We start from the raw sequence: 26,551 nt of genomic DNA, 5'->3' as shown, positions 1-26,551 counted from the left end.
TGTAGTGCCTTGGCAGTGCCTTGGCAGTCTCAGGATTACTCTGTACGATGGCGGCTGCCTCTACCAGGCCTCCGTTTGGGAAGAAATGATGTATCAGGTAAATCACTACGACGTATACGGCTACAAGACCAAGCATGGCATGAAAGGTATCCAGCCACGCCACGGATTTCATTCCTCCGCCGATAATGTGCAGGGAGACACAGACGGTTCCCAAAAGAACTGCCGGCAGATAAGGAAACATTCCTTTCGTCGTCACCACGATTCCGCTTCCGATTGTCATCAGCTGAACGGCTACATAAGGAACGATAAAAATAACGAGGAGAATGGCTACAAACAGTCCAAATCCTTCTGAATAATACCGTGTTCGCAGATAATCGGCAGGCGTTTGGAAACCATATTCCTTACCAAGTATCCAAAGCCGGTAACCGACAAGGCAGAAGAGAAGGCCGCTGACCGCGCATCCTGCTGCCGCTACGTATCCGATTCCGCCGATATAAGATGCAGAAGGATAACCATAATAAGACAAACCGCTGTATACGGATATGGCCGTCGTACACACGAGTACGAAGGAGCTTACACCTCTGTCTGCGTTAAAAAAGCTTTCCGCTGATTTCGATGTCTGTTTAAAATTCATGAATCCGTGACATACCATAAAAATGGCATATGCAATAATACCAATAATAATCCACACTTCTGCTTTCATAATACTCTCCCCCTATCTGTCCTTGTACATTTCGTCCACATGTCCCTGCGTGCTGAAAAACATATTGTAGTAAACTCCCCACACGACTGCCGCCAGAAGCATGGAAAACAGAAAGAATGCAAGCTGGAACGGGAGCCATTTGAATAACAGGAAATGGGGAAAGAACGCAATAAAAATATAATTGCACGACAGCAGGATCACGTTAAAAAGAATAAATATGTATTTAACCGCCTTGTTCATAATTTTGCTACCTCCAATACAAATTGTTTTTAATTACCCTTCCTGTGCCGACGGGCAGAGGATATGCTTAAAACCTTCGCCTGCTGCCGCTTTCTTAAATCCCTTTTCCCAGTCATCCAGGCCGCAGGCGCTGCTCAACAGAGGTTTCAGGCGAATTTTTCCCTCCTCCAGAAGTTTAATCGTCTTATCCCACCAGACAGGCTTGGTCGCATACGTTCCCTCGATTACATATTCCCTCAAAACGACTTTTCCCATATCGATTGCCGTAGATTTTGAAGGGATACCTACCTGCGTATAATGGGCGCCTTTTCTCATAAGGTCCATACAAAGAGTAATTGCAGATCCTGCTCCGGAACATTCAAAGACGGCATCCGCCCCCCTTCCGTTGCAATATGCTTTCACCTGATCTACGATATCCGGTTCCTCCACATGCATGACCTTATCAGCTCCCAGTTCCAGAGCCAGCTTCAGCCTGTCCTCATCCTTTCTTGTCCCCAATACGATAACCTTACAGCCAAACAGTTTAATAGCCTGGAGCGTAAAGAGTCCGATCGTCCCCGGTCCCGTCAGGACCACATAGTCTTCCGGCTGTAGGACGGCGTGATCGAATACGGCCTGAACACAGCAAACCAGAGGTTCCGTCATGCATGCTTCTTCAAAGGAAAGTCCTTCAGGAATGCTGTGGAGATTCGCCGCCGGCACCTTTACAAACTCAGCCATCGCACCGTTTACACCGCTTCCTATGGAAAGCCTGTCCTCACACAGATTCTTTTTTCCTGTTTTGCAGAAAAAGCAGTGCCCGCAGGTATAGTAATACGTTTCGCTCACAACTCTGTCTCCAATGTTCCATCCCCGGACATCTTCTCCTATCTCCGTAATCACTCCGGAAAGCTCATGTCCGAGAGTAACCGGGGGATGAATCGGGTAGCTGTTGTCATTTAATATATGTAAATCCGTACCGCAAATCCCCGCCCCCTTTACCTGAATGAGCACTTCATCCCTGTTTGTTACCGGCTTTGCCACATCCATAACCTGCACGTTTCCGGCGCCTTCTTTTATCTTCACAACCGCCTTCATCTTACTTCTCCTTTCTTTTTATCACTTTTACGGCGGCTTCTGCAATATGTTCCGCCTTTAATTCAAATCTTTCCGCAAGATAATCCAGATTTCCCACCTCACCGAACTGATCCTGAACGCCGATCATCTCCATCGGAACAGGAGTATTTTTTACCAGAACTTCCGATACGGCAGAACCAAGTCCATTGATTACGTTATGGTTTTCAGCCGTTACAACTGCCCCCGTCCGATCGGCCGCGCTCTTTATCGCCTCTTCATCAATGGGCTTCCATGTAAACATATTGACAACCGCTGCAGATATCCCCTTTTTTTCCAGCAGATCAGCCGCCTTCAAAGCTTCGGCGGTACAGTAACCGCTGGCTATGATCGTCACATCGCTGCCTTCCCTTAGCATAACAGACTTTCCAATCTCGAATTCCGAGCCGTCTTCGTATACCTTAATACACGATTTTCTTACGAGACGCATGTAGTACATTCCATAACTATCCGCCATCTGCTTCAATACGCTTTTAAGCATAGTAACATCTGTCGGTTCGATGATTGTCATCTGTGGGATCCCTCTCATGATCCCCATATCTTCAAAAGGCATATGGGTTCCGCCATTGATCTGAGCCGTTATTCCGGGATCAGAACCAACCAGCTTTACATTCAGCTTTGCATACGCGCCCGACATAAAAATCTGGTCGCATGCCCGCCTGGTGATAAACGGACCAAAGGAATGGACAAACGGTATTTTTCCGGCTGCCGAAAGCCCTGCCGCAACCCCGACCATATTCGCTTCCTGTATCCCGCAATCCAGCGTCTGCTCCGGGTACATCTGCGCAAATGGTTTCGTCCCCATTGCTCCCATGAGGTCGCCGTCCAGTACAACAATGTCTCGGTTTTTTTCAGCCATTTCCATCAGGGTGTCACAAAAGGCTTTTCTCATTTCGATTGTTTCAGGTCTTAATTCACTTACTGCTTTTGCCTTCATATTCATTCCTCCTCCCTGATTCTGTCATACTCCGCCTGCATTTCCTCCAAAGCCGCCATCAGCTGCTCCTGAGAAACCGTCGGACAATGTCCGTTCAGCTTACCTGCAATTTCGCTCCACCCATGGCCTTTTTCCGTATTCAGGATAATGGCAGACGGCTGATCCTGCTGATTTTTTGCGTTGAGTATGGCTTCATCAATCGCTTCCACATCGTGTCCGTCTACGGACTGCGCATACCAGCCAAAGGCTGTGAATTTATCATTCAAATTCCCTAACGAGCAGATATCATCCGTATAACCGTCCAGCTGAATTTTATTATAGTCTATAAAGGCAATCAGGTTTGAAAGCTTTCTCTGTGCCGCAAATAAAGCCATCTCCCATACCTGCCCTTCCTGACTTTCTCCATCCCCCAGGATCAGATATACCGTATTAGTTTTTCCGTCCATTTGAAACGCACACGCAGCTCCTGCCGCGGTAGAAGCACCCTGTCCCAAAGAACCTGTCGTCATATCAATGCCGATTGTCAGGTTTCTGTCACAGTGGCTCGGCAGATGGGTGCCCGGTCTGTTCAGCGTAAGCAGCTCGCTTTCCGGGAAAAATCCTTTTAATGCGAGTGTGGAATACACAGCCGGTCCTGCATGCCCTTTTGATACTACCAGCCAGTCCCGTTCTTCCCAGCCCGGCTTCTTACTGTCATATTTCATTTCTTTTCCATACAGAACTGCCAGCAAATCTGAAATCGACAGGGATCCTCCGACGTGGCCAACGCCCAGAGAACCGATCGTTTCCATCGTCTTCATCTGAATCTGTTTGGAAAACAACTTCAGCTCCTTTACCTTTCCTCTCTCCATAATTACCCCTCTAAATTGTATTTTTAAATTCAAACTTTATAAAGTTTGTTTATAATTATATAATAAAACATTTTTTATAAATTTCAATTGAAAACATTTTTTATAAATTTCAATTGACATTTTAACTAACAAATCAGCCGTTTTTTTGTTTATATTTTTCTCAAACTTTATAAAGTTTATCTTTGTTTTATTTTTTATTGAAAAAACATTACTTTTCAGGTATAATAAATAAAGATTGTATATTCTGTCATTGCTGGCAAAGTGACATCGTATAAATACAGAAGTGAGGCGATCCTATGAAAACAGAACATGCGGTTTCTCTTACGGAACCGGTATATGAACATATTCTTAATATGATATTGAATCTGGAACTGCGGCCTGGTGACAAAGTGCCTGAGACGGCCATCGCCAAAGATCTTGGTATTAGCCGCACCCCCGTACGGGATGCGCTGAGAAAGCTTGAGGGGGAAGGGCTTGTAAACATCTATCCGAACCGATTTGTAGAGGTTGCTTCTTTTGACGAATCCGATATTATCAACCTTGGCATTATGCGCATTGCAATCGATACCATGGCCGTGCGTCTGGCTATTTTCAGAGGAAGCAACGAGGAGTTTTATCATTTAAAAAGTATTGCTGATAAGTGTACGGAGGCGAAAGACTCCGGGAATCGCCTGGAGCGGATTCGAAACGACTATCTGTTTCATCTCACTCTTGGAATTCTGTCAAAAAACCCTGTTCTGGAAAAGTATCAGACCCACCTTCTCAGGCAGATGGAAGTCATGCTTTCCTATAATACATCGATGTGGTATCCGCCAGCGTCGGACATCACGCGATCGTTGAAGCAATGATTAACCGTGATGAAAAAGAGGCTGTACGTCTGATTACCATTCATTTAGCAGAATTCTATCATATCCAGGACTCCTTTCCGTTATTTAAACGGATTCCGCAAAATAAAAAGAGCATTGCATGAAAAAAGTATCGTCCGGCATACCAGATCCAGTGGTTATTCCACTGTTGTTCAATAAATTCCGGTATTGGGACGATACTTTTTCTTTTATGCAATGCTCTTTTTCTTATTGACGCTGTAAAATCCTTTTACTGAGAACCGTCATCAGTGACGACAAGGCCGTTCACGGCCCAGTCATACGTTTCCATAGCCTGGAACAGCTCCAAATCAGCTACCTTTAATGCCGATTCTGCCGACAGGAATTCTGCTTCCTGCTGCAGATATTGTGCGCGGCTCAGCATTCCCTGCTGATTCTGTATCTGAGCGCCGTTCCACGTAATCAGCGCACTCTCATATGATGCTTTTGCCGCATCGTATGAAGCCTTCTTTCCTGTCATATCCTGATACAGGCCGCGGATTGTAATCTCCATCTTTGCTTCCGACTCTTCGATATCGCGCAGACGGCTTTTATCCTTCTTATTCGTCTTAACATCCAACTCTGTATGACGCTTTGTAATCAATTCATAATTATTTCCAATCGCCGAAGTGCAGTCCTTATCCAGATCAATTCCTGTAAGGCGGTCCATATCCGAAGAAGGTACCTCTCCGATCCCGACTCCGCTGGCATATCCCTGCCCTGTCAGTGTATAGATGTTACGCCTTACCTTTTCGATTCCGGCGTCCAGCGCTGTCAGAGAAGCCTGTGCGCTTCCGAGTCCGTTTGCAGAGGCCAGCAATCCGCTCTCTACCACCATACCCTGCGCCGCCATCGCATGCGAAGCATCTACGGCAGCCTGTGCTGCCTCCACACTTTTCTGCACCACCTTACGCTGAGACTGCAGCTGCCAGTATGTGTTCACCAGCATCTGTACATTGTATGTCATCGTATCTTCCGTATGGTTCAGCTGCTTTCTTCCTGAAGTAAAGCTTTCATCCATATTCTCAGATGAATCCTGCTGCTTTTTCGCGTATTTGCGCAGTTCCTTTACATTCTGCCTCAGATACTTTGCAGCCTCTTTCGCTTCCGGCGTTCCGACCTTTTCCAGATCCTTGGCCTCATCATACAAATCATTCGCCTCATCCCTCAGCTGATCTGCAACCTTCATAGATTCCTCTGCAAGGATGTAATACGATTCATTGGCGTTTTTAATCAACGGATTATACTGTCTGATCCATTCCTTGATCTGGCCGTATTCTATGGTATCACCGGAAATCTGTTCGCTTACAGGCTCTGCCAGTACTGTCATTGAAACGGAACACGCCATGCAAAGTGCGATCGTTCCTGCTGCCGCGCCGGACAGGATTTTCTTTTTCCAATATGAAAATGTTTCATTTCTTTTTTTCATAATCATCATCCTAGCTTCCTGATACAAGACCTTTCAGTGCCCACTCATAATTTTCAATCGCCTGGAATAAATCCAGCTTTGCCGTATCCACTGCCACTGCTTTCTGAAGATACGTGTTCTGTGCCTGACGGTATTCCAGAGGACTGGCCGAACCAACCTGATATTTCTGATCCATATCCCTCTTATTTACTTCTTCCAGGGTAAGAGCCATCTGAGCAGTTTCATAGGAAGTCCGCTTATTCAGAACCGTTTCGTATAAGGTCTTTACCTGGCTTGTTACCGTCTCTTTCGTATTGTCGATGTTAGCCTGTGCTGTTTTTCTCGCACTTTCTTCCCCTACGTTTTCCAACTGCTTCGTATAGTAGCGCAAATCATAATTATTTGCCAGGGCTGTCGCTGTATCCGCCGCCGGGTTCATACGGTCAATTCTCGTCATATCCACTTCCGGAATCGGGCGGATATCAGGATTCGCATTTACGCTCCATCCCGTCAGCAGACAGAGGTTCCGTTTTACCTGATCCCTGCTCTTTTCTGCAGTCTGGATATTGGCATCCAGGTTGCTGATATTCTCCTGGGCCTTCAGGACATCTGCCTGTGTTACAAGGCCATGATCCCTCTGTATCAGCGTAGACTGGTAAACTGCTTCCAAAAGCCCCTTTGTATCTTCCAGAAGCGCCATGTTCTTCTCCAGCTGTTCATAGGAATTCATCAGGATCTGAGCCTGCATGACGAGGCCGGCCTCCTGCTGATCGTACCGGATCCGGAGCATCGTATTATCCACGAGGCTGGATTCCGATGTCTGAAGTGCTGCCTTCGCATAATATTCCATCATGGCTGAACCGTAAATCATATTCGCATAGATGCCGCCAGGAGCCATCGCATATGTATCTTCCGGATACATGGAATCCGACTGAGAAAACAGGTCATTGGCCTGGCTCGCCAGCGCATCCTTTGCATCATTAAAATCCTGGTCGCGTGCATCATCATATGCTACCTGATTCTTATAAACCGTGGTGTTGTATTCGTGAATTAAATCCGCCAGTTCCCCATATTCCATTACATCGTCCCGAAGCCTTGCCCATTCTTCCGCCGTATGGGCAAATTCCGGGCTGGCGAACACCTGCATGGATGGAACTGCTGCCATCGCGGCAGCAATTCCCAGGGATATCAGCCTGTTTCTACTTCGTTTCACCATATCCACCTCTCATTTTCTTTCCATTAATCTTCAAAGTTCTCTACGTCAAAATGCTTTTTACCTGTCTTGTCTACCATGCCATACAATGTTGGCAGAAGGATGAGGGCCAGTACGGTAGATGCGATCAGACCGCCGACGTTAACGAGGGCCAGACCCTGCAGCGTTGCACCTGACTTACCATATCCCACAGCAAGCGGAATCATGGAAAGGACTGTTGTGAGCGTCGTCATCATGATCGGACGCATACGGATGGCGCCGCCTTCTACAAGGGCTTTCTGAAGTCCCAGTTCCCCTCGCAGCTGATTTACCGTATCCACATACAGAATACCGTTGTTAACTACCGTACCGATCATCATCAGGAATCCAAGCATGGATACCATATTGATCTTACATCTGGCTATAAACAGAAGGCCGAACGCACCGATCAAACTGAACGGGATCGTAAACATAACCATGAGTGAAAATTTCGGAGATTCAAACTGCATTGCCATAACTACGAAAATCAGGAATACAGCCGTACCGATTGCTCCCAGAAGAGCCGTCATCTCATCCATCATCTGTTCATCCATTGAGTTGGCCGTATTTGATACGCCAGAGGGAATTGATATTCAGCGGCAAACTTCTTTACTTCCGTCTCTGCAGTTTTCTCATACCCCTCCACTGCTTCACATGTTATGGATACTTTATACTGTTTATCCATTCGCGTAATCGTCAGCGGGCTGTCAGCGTAAGATACTTCGGCGATATCGGACAGAGGAACCTGGCTTCCCATCGGAGTTGAAAGCAGAAGCCCTTCCATCTTATCAATCGTATCATATTCGTCAGGGGCGAACTCCACTTTTACCGTGATATCTTCGCCTGTAGAATTCAGCTTCATCGCTTCCACTCCGCTGAGAGTGGAATAAATTACGCTTCCCACGCTGGCCGGTGTCAGGCCTTCTGCCTGCGCCTTGATGGGATCAATCTTTACCTTGACAACAGGAGCCGCGTTTTCTACAGAAGAATGCACCTTTGTTACATCCGGCCGCTGTTTCAGCTGGGCTACCATATCTTTTGCAACCGCCTTGGCCGCCTCATAGTCAACGCTGGAGATATCAATTTCAATATTGTCTGACTGCATGCTGCTGGAACCGGAACTGCTTCCGTTCTCCAGTGTAACCGTACAGTCCGTCATCTTCTGAGTTTCTTTTCTCCATTTTTTCATTACTTCCGCCGTGGAAAGCTTTCTGTCATCTTTCAGATAGGCGGTAAGCGTAGAAGAGTCGCCGGCAGAAATGCTAAGGCCGCTGGCGCCGTATGTAAGGAGGTAATGATCCACGTCCTCATCAGACATGACCATATCTTCCAGTTTTCCTAATATATCATTATTCGCTTCAATCGTCAGGCCCGGTTTCGTAGTAATCGTCATATTGACAATACCTTCATCCACCTGGGGCATAAGTTCCATTCCCAGTTTAGCCGCCATGAGGAATGAGAACACGAGAAGGATGAACGCCGTAAAAAGAACAGTCTTCTTCTTTGGAAGAATCTTAACTACAGCTTTTCTGTATGCGTCCTGCAGGGCGGATACCATCTGATTGACCGGCGTCTCCGTACGTTCCTGCGGGTGCATGAACAGATACATGAGCGGCACAATAATGATAGCTGAAAACAGGGAAGCCGTCATACAGAATACAATCGTAAATCCAAGGGGCTTAAACAGCTGTCCCGAAAGTCCCTGCAGAAGTGCCAGCGGCAGGAAAACGACACAGGTGGTCGCCGTCGAACCGATCAGGGAATTGATAACCATTTTGGCTCCGCTGATTGCGGCGTCGTAATAATTCCTTCCTTCTTTTCCTCGGAAGCAGCTTTCCAGCATAACGATTGAGTTGTCAACCATCATACCAACGCCCAGTACCAGGGCGCCCAGAGAAATAACGTTCAGGGAAAATCCCATGGCGTTCATAAGAATCAGGGATACTACCACAGAAACAGGAATGGAACTGCCTACGATCAATGATGCTTTAATGTCACCGAAGAACAGGAACAGTACGATCATCGAAAGTATAATAGCCATAACGAGTGTCTGCAGTACGTTCTTAATGGAATCCAGAATCATATCACTGGAATCGTAAATCATCTCCACCTGAAGGGCCGGATTCTTCTTCTGAAGAACCTCGATTTCCTTGTTAACCTGTTTTGATACTTCTACGGCACTGGCACTCTGCTGTTTCTTAACGCTCAAAGAAACGACATCCTGGCCGTTGTAGCGGCCGATACTGTTGGCATCCTCCAGTGCTTCATACACATTGGCTATATCAGAAAGATGAATGGTATTTCCGTCTGCAAGAGGAATCGGAATCGATTTCAGGCTTTCTATATCGTCATAATCGTTACCTACGCTGACGCTCAGTGATTCCTTACCTACTTTTGTCTTACCTGCAGGAATTGCAAAATCTGCGGCTCCTACCAGCTTCGCTACCGTCGTCATGTCCAGATGGTACTGGTTCAGCTGCTCCGGAAGCAATTCTATTCTAACATAGCTTTCACGGCCGCCTGCCAGGGAAATCTCGCCAACGCTGGAAAGCTTCTCCAACTCCGGAACAATCTCATTGTCTACATAGTTATATAGGTTACCTTCCGTACCACCGCTGATTGCCATCATAACAACCGGCTGTGCGTTCATATCCATTTCCAGAATATTTGATTCTTCTGCAGCTTCCGGAAGATCGCTCTTTATGCCGTCTACCGCCTTTTTCAAATCGAGATATGCCGTATCCATATCCGTTCCATAGTTATACTGGATCAGTGCGATGGATACGTTTTCCATAGCAAATGTATCAACTTCTTTAATACCGCTCAGCGATGCAACGGCGTCCTCAACCTTTTTACCGATCAGTTCATTGGCATCTTCCGGGCTGGCGCCTGCGTAAACAGTCGCTACAAGCATCATGGGCATTTCCATTTCCGGTGTAAGCTCTACTTTGGAACCGAGCACGGACTGCATGCCGAAGAAAATCAGTGTGACAAGGGCGAGCAGTACGGTGACCGGGCGTTTTAACGCAAATTTTGTAAAGTTAATCATATCAGTTCCTCACCTTCTGCTTCCACTATTCTGCTGCGCTCTCGCCTGCAGCTTCCGATTCTTCTCCTGCAGCCGCCTCTGTCTCTGCTTCCTGGCTTTCATCCACAAAAAGAACCTCCACGCCGTCCGTAAGCTCGTTGCTCCAGGTAACAATTACCTGGTCATCTGTACTCAGACCGCTTTTCACTTCCATCTCTTCCGTATCATAAATACCGCTGTCAATGTCGATACGATTGGCTTTTCCATCTTTATATGTATATACAAACGGGTTTCCTTCATCATAAGAAACGGCTCCCAGCGGAATTTTAAGGACGTTTTCCACCTTATCCTTCATAACATTGACTTTAACTCTGGAACCTGTAGTCAGTGATTCGCCATTTGCTATGCTGGCTTTTACCTGATACAGGCCGCTGCCGGAATCTACGATAGACGCGATTTCAGTAATGCTTCCATCGTATTCCGTTCCGTATTTATCCAGGGAAACAGGCATGCCCGTCTGAAGGTTTTTCATAACACGTTCCGGAACACTGAATTTTACCATGATCTGGTCCTTTGCTGAAATTACGCATACGGCAGTAGCCGGTGATATCATGTCATGGGGATCAATTCCTCTCGATTCGATCACGCCGCTGATTGGGGCTGTAACAGTCGTATATTTTACCTGAAGATCATACTGGTTCTTCGCCGCTTCATACTGAAGTCTTGCGCCAGTCGCTGCGCTCTGCGCCTGCTCGAAAGCCTGCTGAGAAATCGTTCCTCCTGCAAACAGCGCCTGCATTCTCTGAAGGGAATTATTTGCGTCGTTCATGGCAACCTGCGCGCTGTCCACCTGAATTCTCAGAGCCGTAAGTGCATCGGAGTCGATCCGGCAGAGAGGCTGGCCTGCCTCTACGTACTGGCCCGCTTCAAAAAGCACTTCCAGCACTTCTCCGCTCATCTTTGGTGCAACCGAAACTGTCTCGGAAGGTTCAATCGTCCCGATCACGTTCGTATAGAGGGTGATATCTCCCATCTGCGGCTGCTGCGCCGTAACTGCGGGTCTTACATCCTCTTCCTCCACTGTTTTTTTAATGCCAAACTTCGCATATAGCCCTCCGGCTGCCAGGCCTACAACAACGAGGCCGATCATAATTTTTACTCCCTTTTTCATAACTGCTCTCCTTTTCCTTATCTACTGCAGTCCCCGCCGGATAATTTCCAGCTGTTCATGCACAATTTCCTTTACATTTTCCCTCTCTGTAAGAGGCATCATATGATACATGGCCACATGCTTGAGCGCATCGGAAATGAGAAGCTCCAATACGCATGCCAGCTGGTGTTTATCCCTGAAAGGACATTTCTCGAGATTATTCAGCTTATAGCAGTGATCGACAAATTCTTGATATTCTACGCTGTCATACAGGAACGTGCCGAATCCAAAACTCTTCATATTTGTCATTGAACCTACATTCAGCAAAAGATTTCTGTATACATTTGCATTTGGATAATCCTGCCCGTGATCCATGAGATCGAATGTCATATTCTCTGTCGCTTTAATAATGTCTCCGTCTGCTTTCTCAATTTCCATGTAAATATGGTTCATACATGCAATTCTGAAATCATTCAGAAGATATTTTATCATGTCATCTTTATCTTCGAAGTACGTGTAAAAACTTCCTCTGGATATGTCCGCCGTCTTTATAATCTTATTAATCGAAATTTCTATGTACGGTACTCTGGAACATTCTTCCATTGCTGCCTGTTTTATAATGTCACGCTTTTCCTCCTTCAAGTTAAAAAATCGTTGTGTTGGCATCTCTTCCCCTCACCTTCCGTATATGCTGACACACTGTCATGTTTGCGATTATACTATAGTTAAAAATCCTTTTCAAGTAAACTTCTGTTTTTTTTGTGTTAAAAATGACAATTTGTCACTTTGCTGAAATTTACCTTAGTTCTTCCTTATTTTTTTGGTGACAATTTGTCACTATCTGTCATCTTTTTCCCTTGACAGAAAACGGCATATCCCTTAAGCCTTCTTTTTAAGGCAGGCAGGTCACTGGGCCATCCTCTGTCCTCCTGCTTGGAGGGCTTTATATCATCAATCGCTTTCCTATGTAATAAAAAACTGCCGGCCGACAATCAGTCAGCACAGCAGCCCTATTCCTTTTAATCAGAGGATTCCTAATACATTTTCTATCATATATATGATGGTGCCTACGCCCAGAGCAGTTCCTGCTACCGCCAGGAGCATTGCCAATGACGTTAAAATCTGTATAAAAAACATGGAAATGATCGGATGCCCACTGGCTATCCCTTCGCTGGATTCAGCGATTCCCGATCCTGCCGTCAACAATCGTTTCCGCATACCACTCACTCTCCTTCTCATCCTTCTGTCTATATTCTATCATCAGAGAACGTAAAGATTCCATCGTAAATTACCGTCCGCCCTGTCAAGAAATTATAAATGGGATTGAATCACTTCAGCGACACCATTCCTTACCGCCGCAGGGCGACCCTGCCCGGAAGGTTTTTTGTTACACAGGATAGTTTGGAGAACTTTCTTATGTAACAGAAAAACCGGACAGACAGGCATTTTCCCATCGTATCCGGTTCTCCATAATTCCCTTGGATTAAAATCTTAATTTTATTTATTTGCCTTTTTTCCAAAAAGCTGTTCTGTCAGTTTTTTTGCAGTAGGCGTATTCGCAAGTCCGCCCTGAGCCGTTTCCCTCAGGGAGCACGGCATGGCATCTCCTACTTCCTTCATGGCATCGATCACCTCATCCACCGGTATATTGGATTTAATACCTGCAAGCGCCATGTCCGCCGCTGAAAAGGCAATCATAATTCCCGCTACGTTACGCTTGATACATGGAATTTCCACAAGACCGGCAACGGGGTCGCAAACAAGACCAAGCTGGTTTTTCAGGGCGATCGCACAGGCATCCGCTGCCTGAGAAGGCGTGCCCCCCATAATTTCCACCAGAGCGGCCGCCGTCATTCCTGCCGCAGAACCGCATTCTGCCTGGCAGCCTCCCTGTGCGCCTGCAATACTCGCTCTTTTTGCGATGACCATACCAAATCCAGCCGCCGTAAACATGGCACTGACCACTTTTTTGCGGTCCGCCTTTTTGTCCTCAATCATACTGACAAGGCAGCCCGGCATGATTCCGCACGATCCTGCCGTAGGGGCTGCAACGATCCTTCCCATAGCAGCGTTATACTCAGAAACTGCAAGCGCTCTTGCCATGGCTCTCGTCATAAATTCCCCGGTAATACCGCCAGTCTGCGCATATTGCATCATCTGAAATGCGTCGCCCCCCGTCAGTCCGGACGTGGATTTTAAATCCTTATCAATTCCGCTCTTTACAGACTCCTCCATAACCTGAAGGCTTTCAGACATGCGTTTATAAACTTCGTATTCCGGAATCTCCATCTGATTCGCCTGATCGCTCATCACCATTGCGCCAATATTATCGTGGGCGCATTCAGCCGCATCGACCAGCTCTTTTATTGAATTGTAGTCCAACATAATCCTCCTTACATAGCCCTTAGCAAAATAACACCGATTACATGGGGAAGCAGCTTCAGCTGTTCCATAAGATTCTCAGGAGGATTTCCGTCGATTTCGATCGTCATGATGGCTTCGCCGCCCTTTTTCGGCCTGGACAGGCGGAAATTCCCTATATTTACATCGGAGTATGCCATAAAGTTTGTAACGGCCGCTATTGTACCCGGCCTGTCATAGTGACGGACCAGAATTGTATTATACTGGCCGGTAAATGTCACATCCATTCCATTGACCTTAGCCACGAGGATATTCCCTCCTCCGATGGACGCTCCCTCTACAACGGCTGTTGCGCCGTCCTTTCCGTACAATGTAATCCTGGCTGTATTCGGATGAGAATCCGGAATATTGGCCTTTTTAAATCCATATACGAGTCCCTGTTTTTTAGCAATCTCGAGAGAGCATTTGATATTCTCGTCATAAGAATGCATACCCATGATTCCCGCAATAAGGGCCTTGTCCGTTCCATGCCCCTTATACGTTTGTGCAAACGAGCCGGAAAGCTCGATCTCTGCCTTTACAGGTTCTTCTCCAAGAATCTTCCAAGCCACTCTGCCGAGTCTGACGGCTCCGGCTGTGTGTGAAGATGACGGGCCTATCATCACCGGTCCTATAATATCAAAAACATTCATTCAAATCCCCCTTCAGGCAAATGTTATGAAAGCAATTTTTTGTTGTCGTGTTGCTCTTATCTATTATACCGCTTTTTTGATAAAACGGTCATTAATTTTATCTACAATAAGGCCGATCGCATTGTCTCCCGATACGTTGCAGGCTGTACCGAAGCTGTCCTGCGTGATATACAGGGCGATCATGAGCGCCTGCAGAGCTTCTGTTCCAAGACCTACCATAGGCAGGAACGGAAGAGCCGTCATAATGGAACCGCCCGGCGCACCTGGTGATGCCACCATTGCGATTCCCAGCGTACACATGAATGGGAACACGGTTGTAAATGATACAGGAAGTCCGTTCATCAGTAGTACGGCTACGGAACAGCAGGTGATCGTAATCATGGAACCACACATATGTATATTCGCACAGAGAGGCACGACAAAATTTCGAATTTCCTGAGAAACACCTTCATTTTCCGCACAGATCAGGTTGACCGGAATCGTAGCAGCCGAGGACTGTGTGCCAAGCGCCGTCGTATATCCAGGCAGCTGTTTTCTGAGAAGGCTGAACGGGTTCTTCTTTGTAACGGAACCTGCTACTGTAAATTGTAAAATCATATAGATCCAGTGGAGGATAATCACTACGAGGAAGACCTTCCAGAGGATGCCCAGGATGACAAATGTTTTTCCCGAATATGTCATATCGGTAAATGTACCGCAGATATACAGAGGAAGCAATGGAATAATCGTCATGTTCAGCACCTTGCCGATAAATCCCGAAAATTCATTCATGCCGTTATAAATTACGGAATTCTTTGATTTTGCGCCTGTAACGGACAGGCAGAGCCCCAGAATAAATGCCAGGACAACTGCTGAGATCGTATCCATAATTGGGGTAATCGAAATGCTGAAATACGCAGCTAGGGACTTGTCTGCTGTGTCTGCAATCTTCTGCAGATCTGCCGGATTCATAAATCCCGGGAACAGGCTGACCGCAACTCCATATCCCATGGAACCTCCGATCAGTGTTGAACCATAGGCAATCAGCGCTGTAATCCCCAGAAGTTTTCCGGCCCCCTGTGTAAGGTCGGCAATTCCCATCGTTACAAATGAAAGAATCATCAGCGGAATTACAAATTTCAAATAGGAACTGAAAATCGATGATAAGGTAACGATCAGGCGACAAAACCATTCCGGACAGAATGATCCTACAATCACACCTAAGATAATGCCTATAATCAGGCGCGGCACAAGGCCAATTTTAATTTTCTTCTTTTCCATACTTATTATCCCTCCTGCATAGTATAAACCTATATCCCAGCAATAGCCGCATTCCATTTTTTCGGCCGCCGTCTTTGTGTATGTCCAATTCTACAACACGTTTCCTCAATAATCAATTATCGTTGTGCACATTTAACAGTAAATTCAAAATTTTCCAAATATTGTAAACAATTTATGAACGCAATCCCTCAAAATATTGTGAACAAAATGTGAACGATATAATTTTCCCTGAAAGGCGGCACATTCTTATCAAATCCAATTGCAGAATGAATCAAGTACTTTAACACTTTACAAAAATAAGTTCTTACCCGGAAAGTAAAAAACCGCTGCGGATAACCGCAGCGGTTGATAAATCTGTAAAACAGCCGAATTATTTAAGAGTAACTTTTGCACCTTCTGCTTCAAGTTTTGTCTTGATGTCTTCAGCTTCTTCTTTAGAAGCGCCAGCCTTAACTACCTTTGGTGCTCCATCAACTACTTCCTTAGCTTCCTTTAAGCCTAAGCCAGTTACTTCACGAACAACCTTGATAACCTTAACCTTGTTAGCGCCTACTTCTGTTAATTCAACATCGAATTCTGTCTTCTCTTCTGCTGCTGCTGCGCCAGCGCCTGCTGCTGCTACAACAACGCCTGCTGCTGCAGATACACCAAATTCTTCTTCACATGCTTTTACTAAATCATTTAATTCTAATACAGATAATTCCTTGATAGCTTCGATAAACTCAGCGGTTGTTAACTTTGCCATTTTTTATTCCTCCTGTGATATATTCGATTTCTTAATCTGAAACAATATGAATTGTTCTGTTATGCGGTCCTTAAGCGGCCGCAGATAAATATAATACGTTTCCCTGTCCCTCGAAAGGAATTAAGCTTCCTTTGCTTCTGCGATCTGATTGATAACGCGGGCGAAGTTTGTAATTGGAGACTGGATGCTTCCAAGCAGTTTTCCAAGAAGAACTTCTCTGGATGGGATTGTAGCGATTACCTGGATTCCGGCCTGGTCGTAGTAAGTTCCCTCTACAACGCCTGCCTTTAATTCCAGAGCATCAGCTGTCTTTGCGAATTCAGCCAGAATTCTTGCCGGAGCTGTTGCGTCATCCTTGGATACAGCTAATGCTGTAGGTCCTTCCAGATTTGGCTCTAAAGCTTCGAATTCTGTTCCCTTTGCTGCGAACCGGATCATTGTATTCTTGTATACTTTGTAAGTAACTCCGGCTTCTCTTAACTTCTTACGAAGAGCAGTATCCTGTTCTACAGTAAGTCCACGATAGTCAACAACTACTGCAGACTGTGCACCGTTCAAAAGTTCAGAGATTTCAGCTACAACTGGTTGTTTTAATTCAACTTTTGCCATGAATGGTTTACCTCCTATCTTAGTATGAAGTATCACCTGCGAAAAAAACCTCTCTGCAAAAAGACAGAGAGGTCTACAATTCTCATTATGAGTTGTATGTTCCTCGGTAGGCGTTAACACCTTAAGCCTTGCGGCACCTACTGTCTTCGGCAGTCAATACTGACGTAGTATATCATCTTTTTTACTGCATGTCAACTGTAAATTTTTATTACGCTCGTTCCTCTCATAAAAACTGCGGGAATGCCTGCCCGATCATGCGGCGCACGCTGTTCATAGAGAAGAGCTTTTTAATTTCCAGGAATCAAACATTTTAATATTTAAACTTTGCAGTGGCAAGATGTTTCTCTGAAAGGAAGAAGAGAGCCGCTACAGGCTGTTTCCCGCATCGGCTCTCTTCTTCATATATTTCTTATATCTGATACAATCCTGTGCAGGATTAGTTGCCTAACTTAGCTACATTCAGCTTTACGCCAGGACCCATAGTGGATGTTAAAGTGATGCTCTTTAAGAACGTTCCCTTTAATGCACTTGGTCTAGCCTTCATGATTGCATCAACAAGCGTCTGGAAGTTGTCCGCTAACTGTTCTTCTGTGAAAGAAGCTTTTCCAACTGGCACGTGGATAATGTTTGTTTTATCGAGTCTGTACTCAATCTTACCAGCTTTGATCTCGTTGATTGCTTTTGCAACGTCCATCGTAACCGTACCAGCCTTCGGGTTTGGCATTAAGCCCTTCGGTCCGAGTACACGTCCGAGACGTCCAACAACACCCATCATGTCAGGTGTAGCAACAACTACGTCAAAGTCTAACCAGCCTTCGTTCTGGATCTTCGGGATCAGTTCCTCTGCTCCTACGAAATCTGCACCTGCAGCCTGAGCCTCGTCAGCCTTCGGTCCCTTTGCAAATACAAGGATTCTAACAGTTTTTCCAGTTCCATGAGGCAGTACAACTGCACCACGGATCTGCTGATCTGCGTGACGTCCGTCACAGCCGGTTCTTAAGTGAGCTTCGATTGTCTCATCAAATTTTGCACCAGCAGTCTTCTTAACGATAGAAATTGCTTCTGGTACATCATAAAGAGTTGTACGATCTACTAATTTAGCAGCCTCGATATATCTTTTTCCTCTTTTCATTCTAAATAACCTCCTAGTGGTATTGTCGGGGATTTCCCTCCCACGTTTTTAAAGAAACCATTCCTTATTCTTCTACAGTGATACCCATACTTCTTGCTGTACCAGCGATCATGCTCATAGCAGCTTCAACGCTTGCAGCATTTAAGTCTGGCATCTTCAGTTCAGCAATCTTGCGAACCTCATCCTTGGAAATGGTAGCTACTTTTGTCTTGTTCGGTACTGCAGATCCAGATTTAATCTTGCAAGCCTTCTTTAACAAAACAGCAGCTGGCGGAGTCTTTGTGATGAAGCTGAAGCTTCTGTCAGCATAAACGGTAATAACAACCGGGATTACTAAATCTCCCTGGTCTGCTGTTCTTGCATTAAATTCCTTTGTAAACTGAACAATATTAACGCCATGCTGTCCAAGTGCAGGACCAACTGGCGGTGCTGGTGTAGCCTTTCCAGCAGGAATCTGTAATTTAATATAACCTGTTACTTTCTTTGCCATAATTAGGCACCTCCTACATAATGTGGTATTGTCGGGGATTTCCCTCCCACCAGCCTTTAACGGATAAAGGCCGATTCTCTCGTTACATCTTCTTCACTTCTGTGAAATTAAGTTCAACCGGGGTCTCACGGCCAAACATCTCGACACTGATTGTGATGGATTTCTTAGCCTCATTGATCGCTTTGATCGCTCCAACGGTATCTTTCCATGCACCTGCGGTAACGACGATCAGGTCGCCTACCTCGAAATCAACAGCGACCTCCTGCTGCATCTGGAATCCAAGACTCTGAATCTCTTCCTCTGTCAGCGGCACAGGCTTGGAACCCGGACCGACAAATCCTGTCACACCACGGGTATTCCTTACAACGTACCAGGTATCATCATTCATCACCATCTTAATGAGAACGTAGCCGGGAAACATCTTCTTATCTGCCTGTTTCTCAATGCCGTTCTTCACTTCAACAACGGGAAGCATCGGAACTGATACTTCTAAAATCTGATCCTGAAGGTTTCTGTTTTCAATCGTTTTTTCAATATCGACTTTTACCTTGTTCTCGTAGCCTGAATAAGTATGCACTACATACCAATGTGCTTCTGCCATATCGTCCACCCTCGCCTTATCTTATCGAATCAAGACACGATCGATGCCAAATTTGATAATGAAATCCAGGATTGCAATGATAAGTCCCAGTGCCACAGATGAAATTAAAACTGCAACGGTCTGCTTCTTTAAAGTATCCTGATCTGGCCAGACAATCTTCTTGTACTCGGAGCGCAACCCCTCGATGAAACTCTTCTTCGGAGTTTCTCCATTTTTTACTGTATCACCCATAATCTCACATCCTTTACTGAACCTTATTATTTGGTTTCTTTGTGTAAAGTATGTGTCTTACAGAATCTACAATACTTTTTTGTTTCCATTCTGTCAGGATGAGTCTTCTTATCCTTGGTCATGTTGTAGTTACGTTGTTTGCATTCTGTACATGCCAGTGTAATCTTTGTGCGCACGACTTCCACCTCCACTTAAATTTTCGTTTTCCGGTCTTTCTTTAATTTTAAGCATAAAAAAAAAGACCTAAGCTCTTCCATTCGCCAGTCCACTGTATCACAATTATTCAGCTACGTCAAGGGTTTTCATCAATTTTCCATGCTGCGGAAAGCCTCGTTCTGCGAGGCTGCCGGGACGTTTTTCTACGCCATATACGGCTTCTTTCCACAGCATGGTATTGTTTAAAGTCTTTCAGTCTTATGAAACTGCTCTTTCTGTCTGTTTATGCTGAACCGAGGATTTCGTAGAGAGTAGCCTCTCCGTAAAGTCCTGATGAGAACAGACCGTCGATCGTTGTCACCTGGCTTAAAATCTCATCTCCAAGTCCATCGACCTGTTCCATGGTAATTTCCTGACCTGTCATCAGGCCTACTGCCAGTACCATGCACTTCGCAATTTCTACCCTTTCATCGTCGGAAGCTGCTGCCCATTTTGATGCCGTGACCTGTAATTTTTCCTTTACGTCAGCAGGAAGATCGATATCATCCAGAGAAACTGTAGTAGAATGGCCTAAATCACAGATTTCCTTCATTGTCCTATCGCCCATGTTAGCGAAAGAGTTTTCAAGCATCGGCCTAATCTGAGCCAGCTGTGGTTCTTTCTTTACTTCTTCTGCTGTCAGGCCTTTCACCCCCTGGTATACGATTGCATCATACAGAACGTATGCAACGACGCCCTCGCTCTTCTCTTCATCCGATGCGGAAGACCACTCGTTACTTGTCCAGGATAAATATTTCTCATATTCTGCCGGAATTGCGCTCTCGGAAGCTGCTGCTTCTGCTGCTTCTGTTTCTTCTGCTTCTGTTGTCTCTTCTGCTGTTGTCTCTTCTGCGGAAGCTGCCTCTGTCGTAACTGCTTCTGTTGTCTCAGCCTTCTCTGCCGGCTTGGAACATCCCTGAGCCCACATGGACACTGCTGTAATGGCTGCCACTAATAACACTAAACGTTTTTTCATTTTTTCCTCCCTATATGCAAATGATCTGCGTTATACAAATTTATCATACCAGATTCTTTTTGTTTGTCAATCATTTCATGAATTATTTATATGAAATGCTCTCTTCTTTTTTATCCATGACGACTGCGCTGCCGCCGTTTTTTACAAACTCCGTAGGGCTTGTACCCGTATACCGTTTAAATACGCTGCAGAAATACTTGTATTCGCTGAATCCCAAATTGTCGGAAATTTCATATATCCTCATTGTCCCTTTTTTCAAAAGATGGATAGACCGCTTCACCCTGTACTGATTCAGAACATCCACAAAAGTGGCGTTCAGGTTGGATTTCAGCCTCCTGCTCAGAAAGCTCGGACTGATCCCCAGCTGCTCCGCTACAGAATTAATGCTCAGTTTCTCCGTATAGTGCTCTTTAATAATTTCATATGTCTGTTTTACATATGTATCCATGCTGTTTTCCGCAATCTCGAAAATTTTCCAGTCCGTATTTTCCGTCAAAACTCTGTCCTGTGAAATCTGTTCGATCTTTTTAAACTTGTTCGCCTCCTCAAGCTGTTTCCGAACCTTTTCCAGGACTTCCTTCAGCTCGTCTTCATCCACCGGTTTCAGCAGATAATCGGCCACTCCGATATGAAGCGCCTGCCGGGCCAGGCTGAATTCCGAATAGCTTGTCAGTATGATGCTTCGAAAGCTTCGGATTTTCAGGCCCTCTTCAATCATCTGAGGCCCGACATTTTAGGCATCCGGATATCCGTAAGCACTACATCCGGGCTTTCTTTTTCTATCATTTTCAGCCCTTCCGCCCCATCCTTTGCCGCCCCGGCTACAATACAGCCCATGTCCAGCCAGTTAATAGCGAACAGAAGGCCTTTTCTTATAATTTCTTCATCCTCTACAATCAGTACTTTCAGAAGCAATCGTTCCTCCCCCTTTATATTTCATCTGCCGGTATAATCAGCTTTACCGCCGTACCTTTTCCCGGAACACTCTCTATGTACGCTCCGTACTTTCCTCCATATAACAGATGAACTCGTCTGTGCACATTATATAGTCCGATGTGTTCAGAACGGTTATGACGGTGTGTCAGATTTTCCTTCAGGTTCTCAAGCAGCTCTTCTTCGATTCCCTTTCCGTCATCGCGAACCACAATCTCCAGCTCTCCCTCTTTGATTCCCGCCGTAATCGTAATTTCCAGATTCTCCTCATCTCCGAATCCATATTTTATGGAATTTTCCACGATAGGCTGAAGGATCATTCTGGGTACCTCGATATCTTTCACACTCTCGTCCACATCGATCCTGTACTTCAGCCGCTCCCCATAGCGATAAAGCATAATTTGAAGGTACCTGTCGGCGAATCCCGCTTCTTCCTTTAAAGTTGCCGTTTCCTCTCCCTGCTGTATGCTGTATCTCAGAAGTCTTGACAGGCTGACGATCATCTTTTCTGCCGTTTTGGGCTCAAATTTAATCATATACCGGATGGATTCCAGCGTGTTAAAAAGGAAGTGGGGATTGAACTGGGATTCCAGCGCCTGAACGGTTGCCAGCGTATTTTCTCTCGCCAGCTCCTGGTGACGGCTGATCAGATGCTTAATGCTGCCAAGCATGATATTGAACGTATTGCCAATTGTCTCAAATTCATCACTGGACTGTATGTTCAGCTTCACATCGAAGTTTCCCTTTTCCACCTGTTCTAGCGCGGATATAAGGTCATACATGATATCCGTTTTCTTCGTGGCAATCGTTCTTGCGCTCATGTAGATGGAACATATCATAACTGCCGCCAGAACCACCACAATCACAGAGGATATGACAATCAGCTGTATAAATGCCGTACAGTCAGACACTGCAAACACCTTGGCTTCCCCGTCAAACACTGCGTTCGGAGCCATAAAATACCACCGGCCGTCCATCCTGAAAATGCCCTTCTCTTTTTTAACGCCCTCCTCCAGTTTTCCTCTTTCATTTATAAATTTAGCCGGCCCTCCCGTGAACACCCGTTCAAAACGGTTTGTTACGATCAAAGACAGGTCCTGCGTCCCCTGACTGCCTTCAAAACAGTCCGCAGACAGTACAAAGCCTCCATATCCGGCAGTCACTGATTTCCCGCCGATCTTTTTAAAAATCACGCAGGAAGGAGGCGTCTTTCTTCTCAGATTATAATTGTCATACATAAACACCATCTTGTTCCAGGATTCATCATCATTTCGGTTTCCCTGCAGATGATTCCTCACATATCCTTCTACGACAGAATCATTCGCTGTAGAAAAGAGGAGGTTGTACTCGCTGTCAAAAAGATAATACTCGCCTCTGATTTCCTGTCTGTTCAGAAACTGATAGATCTCTGAAACTTCCTCTACTCTGTAGCGTGTCCGATCCCGAAAGTCTGATATTGAAATCTTTCCACTTATTTCTTCTGCCTTTTTGGAATAACCTTCAATCAGTTCCGTAAAGCCCGCGGCAAATTCCTTGCATGTCCTGATATTCTTTTTTGCAATCAGATGCAGGCCGACAACCGTAAATGCGATAATCAGCACAAATATGGACAGAATACACGGAATCAGGGCATGGCTGATTAAACTTTTCCTGATTTCTTCTTTAAAACTGGTCTGCTTTTTCAAGGCTTTCCTCCATGATCATCATACTTATGGGCAGTATATCATGCTTTTTATTCCCTGTCACCACCATAGCTTTTTAACGGCCAAAAGCCCCCCGGGCAGCATATGCCCGGGCAGGCCTCAAATCGTACCTATGAAACTCGCAATCATGTAATCTCATACATTCAGACATTCCCTACATGGTAACATCCTTGCTTCCGGAAACTTTGAAGAAGATGAGCAGGGATATAACTGTGGTGGCCGTCAGTATGGTAGCCAGCGCGGCAGCCGTTCCGTAGCTTGCCCGGATTACTTCATTATAAATAGCGACCGACATGGTTCTCGTATTCGCCGTATAGAGCATAACGGACGAACTAAGTTCATTAATCAGAGTAATCCAGCTTAAGATCGCTCCGGAAAGAACGCCTGGCATCATCATCTTGGCCGTCACCTTCACAAATGATTTGGCCGGAGAATCGCCCAGGCTGATTGCCGCCTCTTCCATGCTCGGACTGATCTGATAAAGGATTGCGGAGCTGGAGCGTAGCGTATATGCCTGGCGCCTGATGACGAGTGAAATAATCATAATAATTGCTGTTCCTGCCAGCATGACAGGCGGTCTGTTAAACGCGATCATAAGAGTAATACCGAGTACGGAACCTGGTACAATATATGGGAACATTGCGATCGTATCGATCAGGTTCGTCAGCCAGTTCTTTCTTCTCACCGCCAGATAGGCGATCAGCATGCCGAGTACTACGATAATCAAAATTGCTATGAAACAATACAAATATGTATTTTTAATGGACTGAATCGCTGTAGAGAAAATCTTCTGATAGCTTTCCAGGGAGAATCCTTCCACAAATACCTGCATCTTGGTTGCCTTAAAGGAGGTATATACGACCATGCACTGAGGAATGATGGAAAATCCTGCAAGGAGATAGATGTATAAATGGATCAGGACACCTTTGACTCCACCGGCTGCCTTCGGCTGAATCGGGCGCATGGAGCTCATCGCAAATGATTTCGTATTTACATACCATTCTGAATCAGAAATACGGCTGCTGTGACGACAACCATGATGGTGGCCATGCATGCGGCGAAGTTAGCAGATCCGCCGGTCTCGCCTACGAATTCAGAGTATACGAGTGTAGGCATGACGCGGTAGCCCTCACCGATCAGGGCGGGAGTACCAAAATCCGCCATACAGTTCATAAATACCAGAAGAGATGCAGCTACAAGAGTCGGCGTAACGAGCGGCATGATGACAGTGAATACTTTTTTAATCCCGCCGCAGCCAAGGCTCTCTGCCGCTTCTGAAAGAGCCACGTCGATTTTCTTTAAAGCTCCCGAAACATACATGTAAATAAACGGATACAATTTCAGGGAAAATACGAGAAGCATGCCTCCGAATCCGTAAATAGACGGAACATGAATTCCAAATCCTTTCAGAAACTGCGTAACGCTTCCGCTTCTTCCAAGGAGAAGAATCCAGGAATACGCGCCGATGAAGTTAGGGCTCATCATGGAAATAATGAACATGATCTCCAGAAGTCCTTTTCCCTTAATCTTATAAAATGACATAAAGTACGCCAGCGGGACTCCAAGAAGAATCGCAACTGCAGTTACTGAAATCGTCAGCTTAAATGAATTGAGCAGCGCACTGGTGTAATATTTCTTGGCAAAAAACTTCGCATAGTTTGCCATGGTCCACACAGAGATGTCCTGACCGTCCACTCTCGTCGTCTCTTTAAATCCGCTCAGGAACAGATTTAAAAGAGGATAAATCAGACATATAATAAACAGAACGATGATCGCCAGAGTGACGACATTCCAGAAGTCCCATCTAAATTTTCTTTTATTCATATCTCTTCACATCCTTTATCAGACTCTGTTCCATATCCTTTGTGAATACATTGATCTTGTTTGGATTTGCGCGGAGGCGTATCTTCTCCCCTACGTCAAAGATCCGGTCTACATGGCCCAGATCCTGAGAGTACTCAATACTGGGCTGATTTTCCACGATGATATTATCATCGAATTTCAGGAAGTAATTCGTATATTTTCCAAGGAATGTCCTGCTGATGATTTCGCATTCCATGCCATTTTCATTTAATGAAAATTCTTCCGGTCTGACAGATACGACAACTTCCTGTCCGTCTTCCACCGTATCCATAAGATTCGGCATCTCAGCCTTGTAGCCATTGCGGAATACAACCAGTTTCTTATCTCCGTCTTTCTTTATATTTGCATAGAACAGATTGGAATGGCCGATAAATGTGGATACGAATGCATTGTAAGGACGGGCATATATGCTCTGCGGCGTACCGATCTGCTGAATCACTCCTAGCTTCATAACTGCAATCCTGTCTGAAATCGCCAGGGCCTCTTCCTGATCGTGTGTTACATATACAGTAGTAATGCCGACCTGTTTCTGTACGTCACGGATTGCGCTCCTCATCTCGATACGCAGCTTTGCATCCAGGTTGGAAAGCGGCTCATCCATCAGAAGCACCTGAGGATGAATCACAATGGCGCGGGCCAGGGCCACACGCTGCTGCTGGCCTCCGGACAGCCTTTCAGGAAGACGGTCCTGGTATTCATCGATCTTCACGACTTTTAATATTTCATCGACCTCTGTTTCATCTCATCCCTGGCGTCTTGCGGATCTTGAGTCCATACTCCACGTTCTGTCTTACGGTCAGATGAGGAAAAATAGCGTAGCTCTGAAAAACCATGCCGATGTTTCTCTTCTGAGCCGGTATATCATTAATTACCTGGTCTTCAAACTTGATCGTACCGCCTTCAATACTGTTAAATCCTGCAATCATACGAAGCAGCGTTGTCTTGCCGCAGCCGGACGGGCCGAGCAGCGTAAAAAACTCCCCATTTTTAATCTGTGCTGACAAATCCGGAATGATTGTCAGATCCCCATATTTTTTTACTACATTATCTATTCCTATCGAAACACTCATTTTTTCACCCTCTGCCTATTAAGAAAAGGGCGCCGCAAAAAGAATAAAGCATTGCCACCGATACCAGATGTAGTGACTTGGCCACCGCCTGGAACGGAATCTGGTATCGGCGGCACGCTGACTTCACTTTTGCAGCACCCTCTTTTCAGTCCATTTTCAGTTACAT

25 protein-coding genes, 3 pseudogenes and 1 other annotated feature are annotated in these 26,551 nt (G+C 45.6%); of the genes and pseudogenes, 1 reads left to right on the top strand and 27 read right to left on the bottom strand.

The window, feature by feature from the left end:
- The 5 genes from DXA13_RS08830 to DXA13_RS08810 form a co-directional block, all read right to left on the bottom strand.
- Positions 1 to 703 (bottom strand): hypothetical protein (locus DXA13_RS08830; RefSeq protein ID WP_347559784.1); only part of this gene is annotated, 703 nt, incomplete at its 3' end.
- Positions 704 to 715: 12 nt separating this feature from the next.
- Positions 716 to 943, bottom strand: coding sequence for a hypothetical protein (locus tag DXA13_RS08825; RefSeq protein WP_118243527.1), 228 nt, complete (start codon positions 941 to 943; stop codon positions 716 to 718).
- Positions 944 to 976: 33 nt separating this feature from the next.
- Positions 977 to 2,020, bottom strand: a complete 1,044-nt coding sequence (locus DXA13_RS08820; RefSeq protein WP_118243525.1) for a zinc-binding dehydrogenase — start codon at positions 2,018 to 2,020, stop codon at positions 977 to 979.
- 1 nt (position 2,021) lies between these two features.
- Entirely contained in the window at positions 2,022 to 2,993 is a 972-nt protein-coding gene (locus tag DXA13_RS08815) for a transketolase family protein (RefSeq protein ID WP_347559783.1), read from the bottom strand.
- 2 nt (positions 2,994 to 2,995) lie between these two features.
- Positions 2,996 to 3,844, bottom strand: coding sequence for a transketolase (locus DXA13_RS08810; RefSeq protein ID WP_347559782.1), 849 nt, complete (start codon positions 3,842 to 3,844; stop codon positions 2,996 to 2,998).
- Positions 3,845 to 4,140: 296 nt separating this feature from the next.
- Between DXA13_RS08810 and DXA13_RS08805 the strand changes: the two genes are divergently transcribed.
- Positions 4,141 to 4,692, top strand: coding sequence for a GntR family transcriptional regulator (locus tag DXA13_RS08805; RefSeq protein ID WP_243009031.1), 552 nt, complete (start codon positions 4,141 to 4,143; stop codon positions 4,690 to 4,692).
- Between the two features lie 247 nt (positions 4,693 to 4,939).
- On the opposite strand, the gene DXA13_RS08800 is transcribed toward DXA13_RS08805, so the two are convergent.
- The 22 genes and pseudogenes from DXA13_RS08800 to DXA13_RS08700 all read right to left on the bottom strand — a co-directional run bounded on the left by DXA13_RS08800 (position 4,940) and on the right by DXA13_RS08700 (position 26,385).
- Complete coding sequence (locus tag DXA13_RS08800) at positions 4,940 to 6,136, bottom strand: TolC family protein (protein ID WP_147348010.1); 1,197 nt, start codon at positions 6,134 to 6,136, stop codon at positions 4,940 to 4,942.
- Positions 6,137 to 6,146: 10 nt separating this feature from the next.
- Positions 6,147 to 7,331: a TolC family protein gene (locus tag DXA13_RS08795; protein WP_118243519.1), complete on the bottom strand. Its 1,185-nt coding sequence runs from the start codon at positions 7,329 to 7,331 to the stop codon at positions 6,147 to 6,149.
- Positions 7,332 to 7,354: 23 nt separating this feature from the next.
- Positions 7,355 to 10,395, bottom strand: a pseudogene (locus DXA13_RS08790) (efflux RND transporter permease subunit).
- Between the two features lie 25 nt (positions 10,396 to 10,420).
- Positions 10,421 to 11,545, bottom strand: a complete 1,125-nt coding sequence (locus DXA13_RS08785) for an efflux RND transporter periplasmic adaptor subunit (protein WP_118243517.1) — start codon at positions 11,543 to 11,545, stop codon at positions 10,421 to 10,423.
- Between the two features lie 21 nt (positions 11,546 to 11,566).
- Positions 11,567 to 12,190 (bottom strand): TetR/AcrR family transcriptional regulator, encoded by a 624-nt coding sequence (locus DXA13_RS08780; RefSeq protein WP_118243515.1) that lies wholly within the window; start codon positions 12,188 to 12,190, stop codon positions 11,567 to 11,569.
- Between the two features lie 357 nt (positions 12,191 to 12,547).
- Entirely contained in the window at positions 12,548 to 12,742 is a 195-nt protein-coding gene (locus DXA13_RS08775; protein ID WP_118243513.1) for a hypothetical protein, read from the bottom strand.
- A 279-nt stretch (positions 12,743 to 13,021) separates the two neighbouring features.
- Complete coding sequence (gene sdaAA / locus DXA13_RS08770) at positions 13,022 to 13,909, bottom strand: L-serine ammonia-lyase, iron-sulfur-dependent, subunit alpha (RefSeq protein ID WP_118243511.1); 888 nt, start codon at positions 13,907 to 13,909, stop codon at positions 13,022 to 13,024.
- Positions 13,910 to 13,917: 8 nt separating this feature from the next.
- The gene (gene sdaAB, locus DXA13_RS08765; protein ID WP_118243509.1) at positions 13,918 to 14,577 is read right to left on the bottom strand and encodes an L-serine ammonia-lyase, iron-sulfur-dependent subunit beta; all 660 of its coding nucleotides are present in this window, start codon (positions 14,575 to 14,577) and stop codon (positions 13,918 to 13,920) included.
- A gap of 63 nt (positions 14,578 to 14,640) precedes the next feature.
- Positions 14,641 to 15,837, bottom strand: a complete 1,197-nt coding sequence (locus DXA13_RS08760) for a dicarboxylate/amino acid:cation symporter (protein WP_118243507.1) — start codon at positions 15,835 to 15,837, stop codon at positions 14,641 to 14,643.
- A gap of 370 nt (positions 15,838 to 16,207) precedes the next feature.
- Positions 16,208 to 16,582 carry a 50S ribosomal protein L7/L12 gene (gene rplL / locus DXA13_RS08755; protein WP_118243504.1) on the bottom strand — a complete coding sequence of 125 codons (375 nt, stop codon included), beginning with the start codon at positions 16,580 to 16,582 and terminating at the stop codon, positions 16,208 to 16,210.
- Positions 16,583 to 16,702: 120 nt separating this feature from the next.
- The gene (gene rplJ, locus DXA13_RS08750) at positions 16,703 to 17,191 is read right to left on the bottom strand and encodes a 50S ribosomal protein L10 (RefSeq protein WP_118243502.1); all 489 of its coding nucleotides are present in this window, start codon (positions 17,189 to 17,191) and stop codon (positions 16,703 to 16,705) included.
- Positions 17,192 to 17,223: 32 nt separating this feature from the next.
- Positions 17,224 to 17,359 (bottom strand) — a sequence feature (ribosomal protein L10 leader region).
- A 268-nt stretch (positions 17,360 to 17,627) separates the two neighbouring features.
- Positions 17,628 to 18,323, bottom strand: a complete 696-nt coding sequence (gene rplA / locus DXA13_RS08745) for a 50S ribosomal protein L1 (RefSeq protein ID WP_118243500.1) — start codon at positions 18,321 to 18,323, stop codon at positions 17,628 to 17,630.
- A gap of 64 nt (positions 18,324 to 18,387) precedes the next feature.
- A complete protein-coding gene (rplK, locus tag DXA13_RS08740; RefSeq protein ID WP_118243497.1) occupies positions 18,388 to 18,813 on the bottom strand; it encodes a 50S ribosomal protein L11 in 426 nt (141 codons plus the stop codon).
- An 82-nt stretch (positions 18,814 to 18,895) separates the two neighbouring features.
- On the bottom strand, positions 18,896 to 19,414 hold the full coding sequence (gene nusG, locus DXA13_RS08735; RefSeq protein WP_118243495.1) for a transcription termination/antitermination protein NusG: 519 nt from the start codon (positions 19,412 to 19,414) through the stop codon (positions 18,896 to 18,898).
- 21 nt (positions 19,415 to 19,435) lie between these two features.
- Positions 19,436 to 19,645: a preprotein translocase subunit SecE gene (gene secE, locus DXA13_RS08730; RefSeq protein WP_118243493.1), complete on the bottom strand. Its 210-nt coding sequence runs from the start codon at positions 19,643 to 19,645 to the stop codon at positions 19,436 to 19,438.
- 26 nt (positions 19,646 to 19,671) lie between these two features.
- Positions 19,672 to 19,821, bottom strand: coding sequence for a 50S ribosomal protein L33 (rpmG, locus tag DXA13_RS08725; RefSeq protein ID WP_080552267.1), 150 nt, complete (start codon positions 19,819 to 19,821; stop codon positions 19,672 to 19,674).
- A gap of 263 nt (positions 19,822 to 20,084) precedes the next feature.
- Positions 20,085 to 20,816, bottom strand: coding sequence for a hypothetical protein (locus tag DXA13_RS08720; RefSeq protein ID WP_118243491.1), 732 nt, complete (start codon positions 20,814 to 20,816; stop codon positions 20,085 to 20,087).
- 82 nt (positions 20,817 to 20,898) lie between these two features.
- Positions 20,899 to 21,534, bottom strand: coding sequence for a helix-turn-helix domain-containing protein (locus DXA13_RS08715; protein ID WP_243009030.1), 636 nt, complete (start codon positions 21,532 to 21,534; stop codon positions 20,899 to 20,901).
- The gene (locus DXA13_RS21625) at positions 21,531 to 21,731 is read right to left on the bottom strand and encodes a response regulator (protein ID WP_243009029.1); all 201 of its coding nucleotides are present in this window, start codon (positions 21,729 to 21,731) and stop codon (positions 21,531 to 21,533) included. Before DXA13_RS21625 ends, DXA13_RS08715 begins: the two co-directional genes overlap by 4 nt.
- A gap of 14 nt (positions 21,732 to 21,745) precedes the next feature.
- The gene (locus DXA13_RS08710; RefSeq protein ID WP_118243489.1) at positions 21,746 to 23,434 is read right to left on the bottom strand and encodes a sensor histidine kinase; all 1,689 of its coding nucleotides are present in this window, start codon (positions 23,432 to 23,434) and stop codon (positions 21,746 to 21,748) included.
- Positions 23,435 to 23,606: 172 nt separating this feature from the next.
- Positions 23,607 to 25,276 (bottom strand): annotated as a pseudogene (locus tag DXA13_RS08705) (iron ABC transporter permease).
- A pseudogene (locus DXA13_RS08700) lies at positions 25,269 to 26,385 on the bottom strand (ABC transporter ATP-binding protein). Before DXA13_RS08700 ends, DXA13_RS08705 begins: the two co-directional pseudogenes overlap by 8 nt.
- Positions 26,386 to 26,551 lie beyond the last annotated feature (166 nt).

Source organism: Clostridium sp. AM58-1XD (assembly GCF_003464085.1).
GTDB lineage: Bacteria > Bacillota > Clostridia > Lachnospirales > Lachnospiraceae > Lachnoclostridium_A.
Note: the sequence above shows the minus strand (reverse complement) of the source record. Positions and strands in the feature narration are given on the sequence as shown.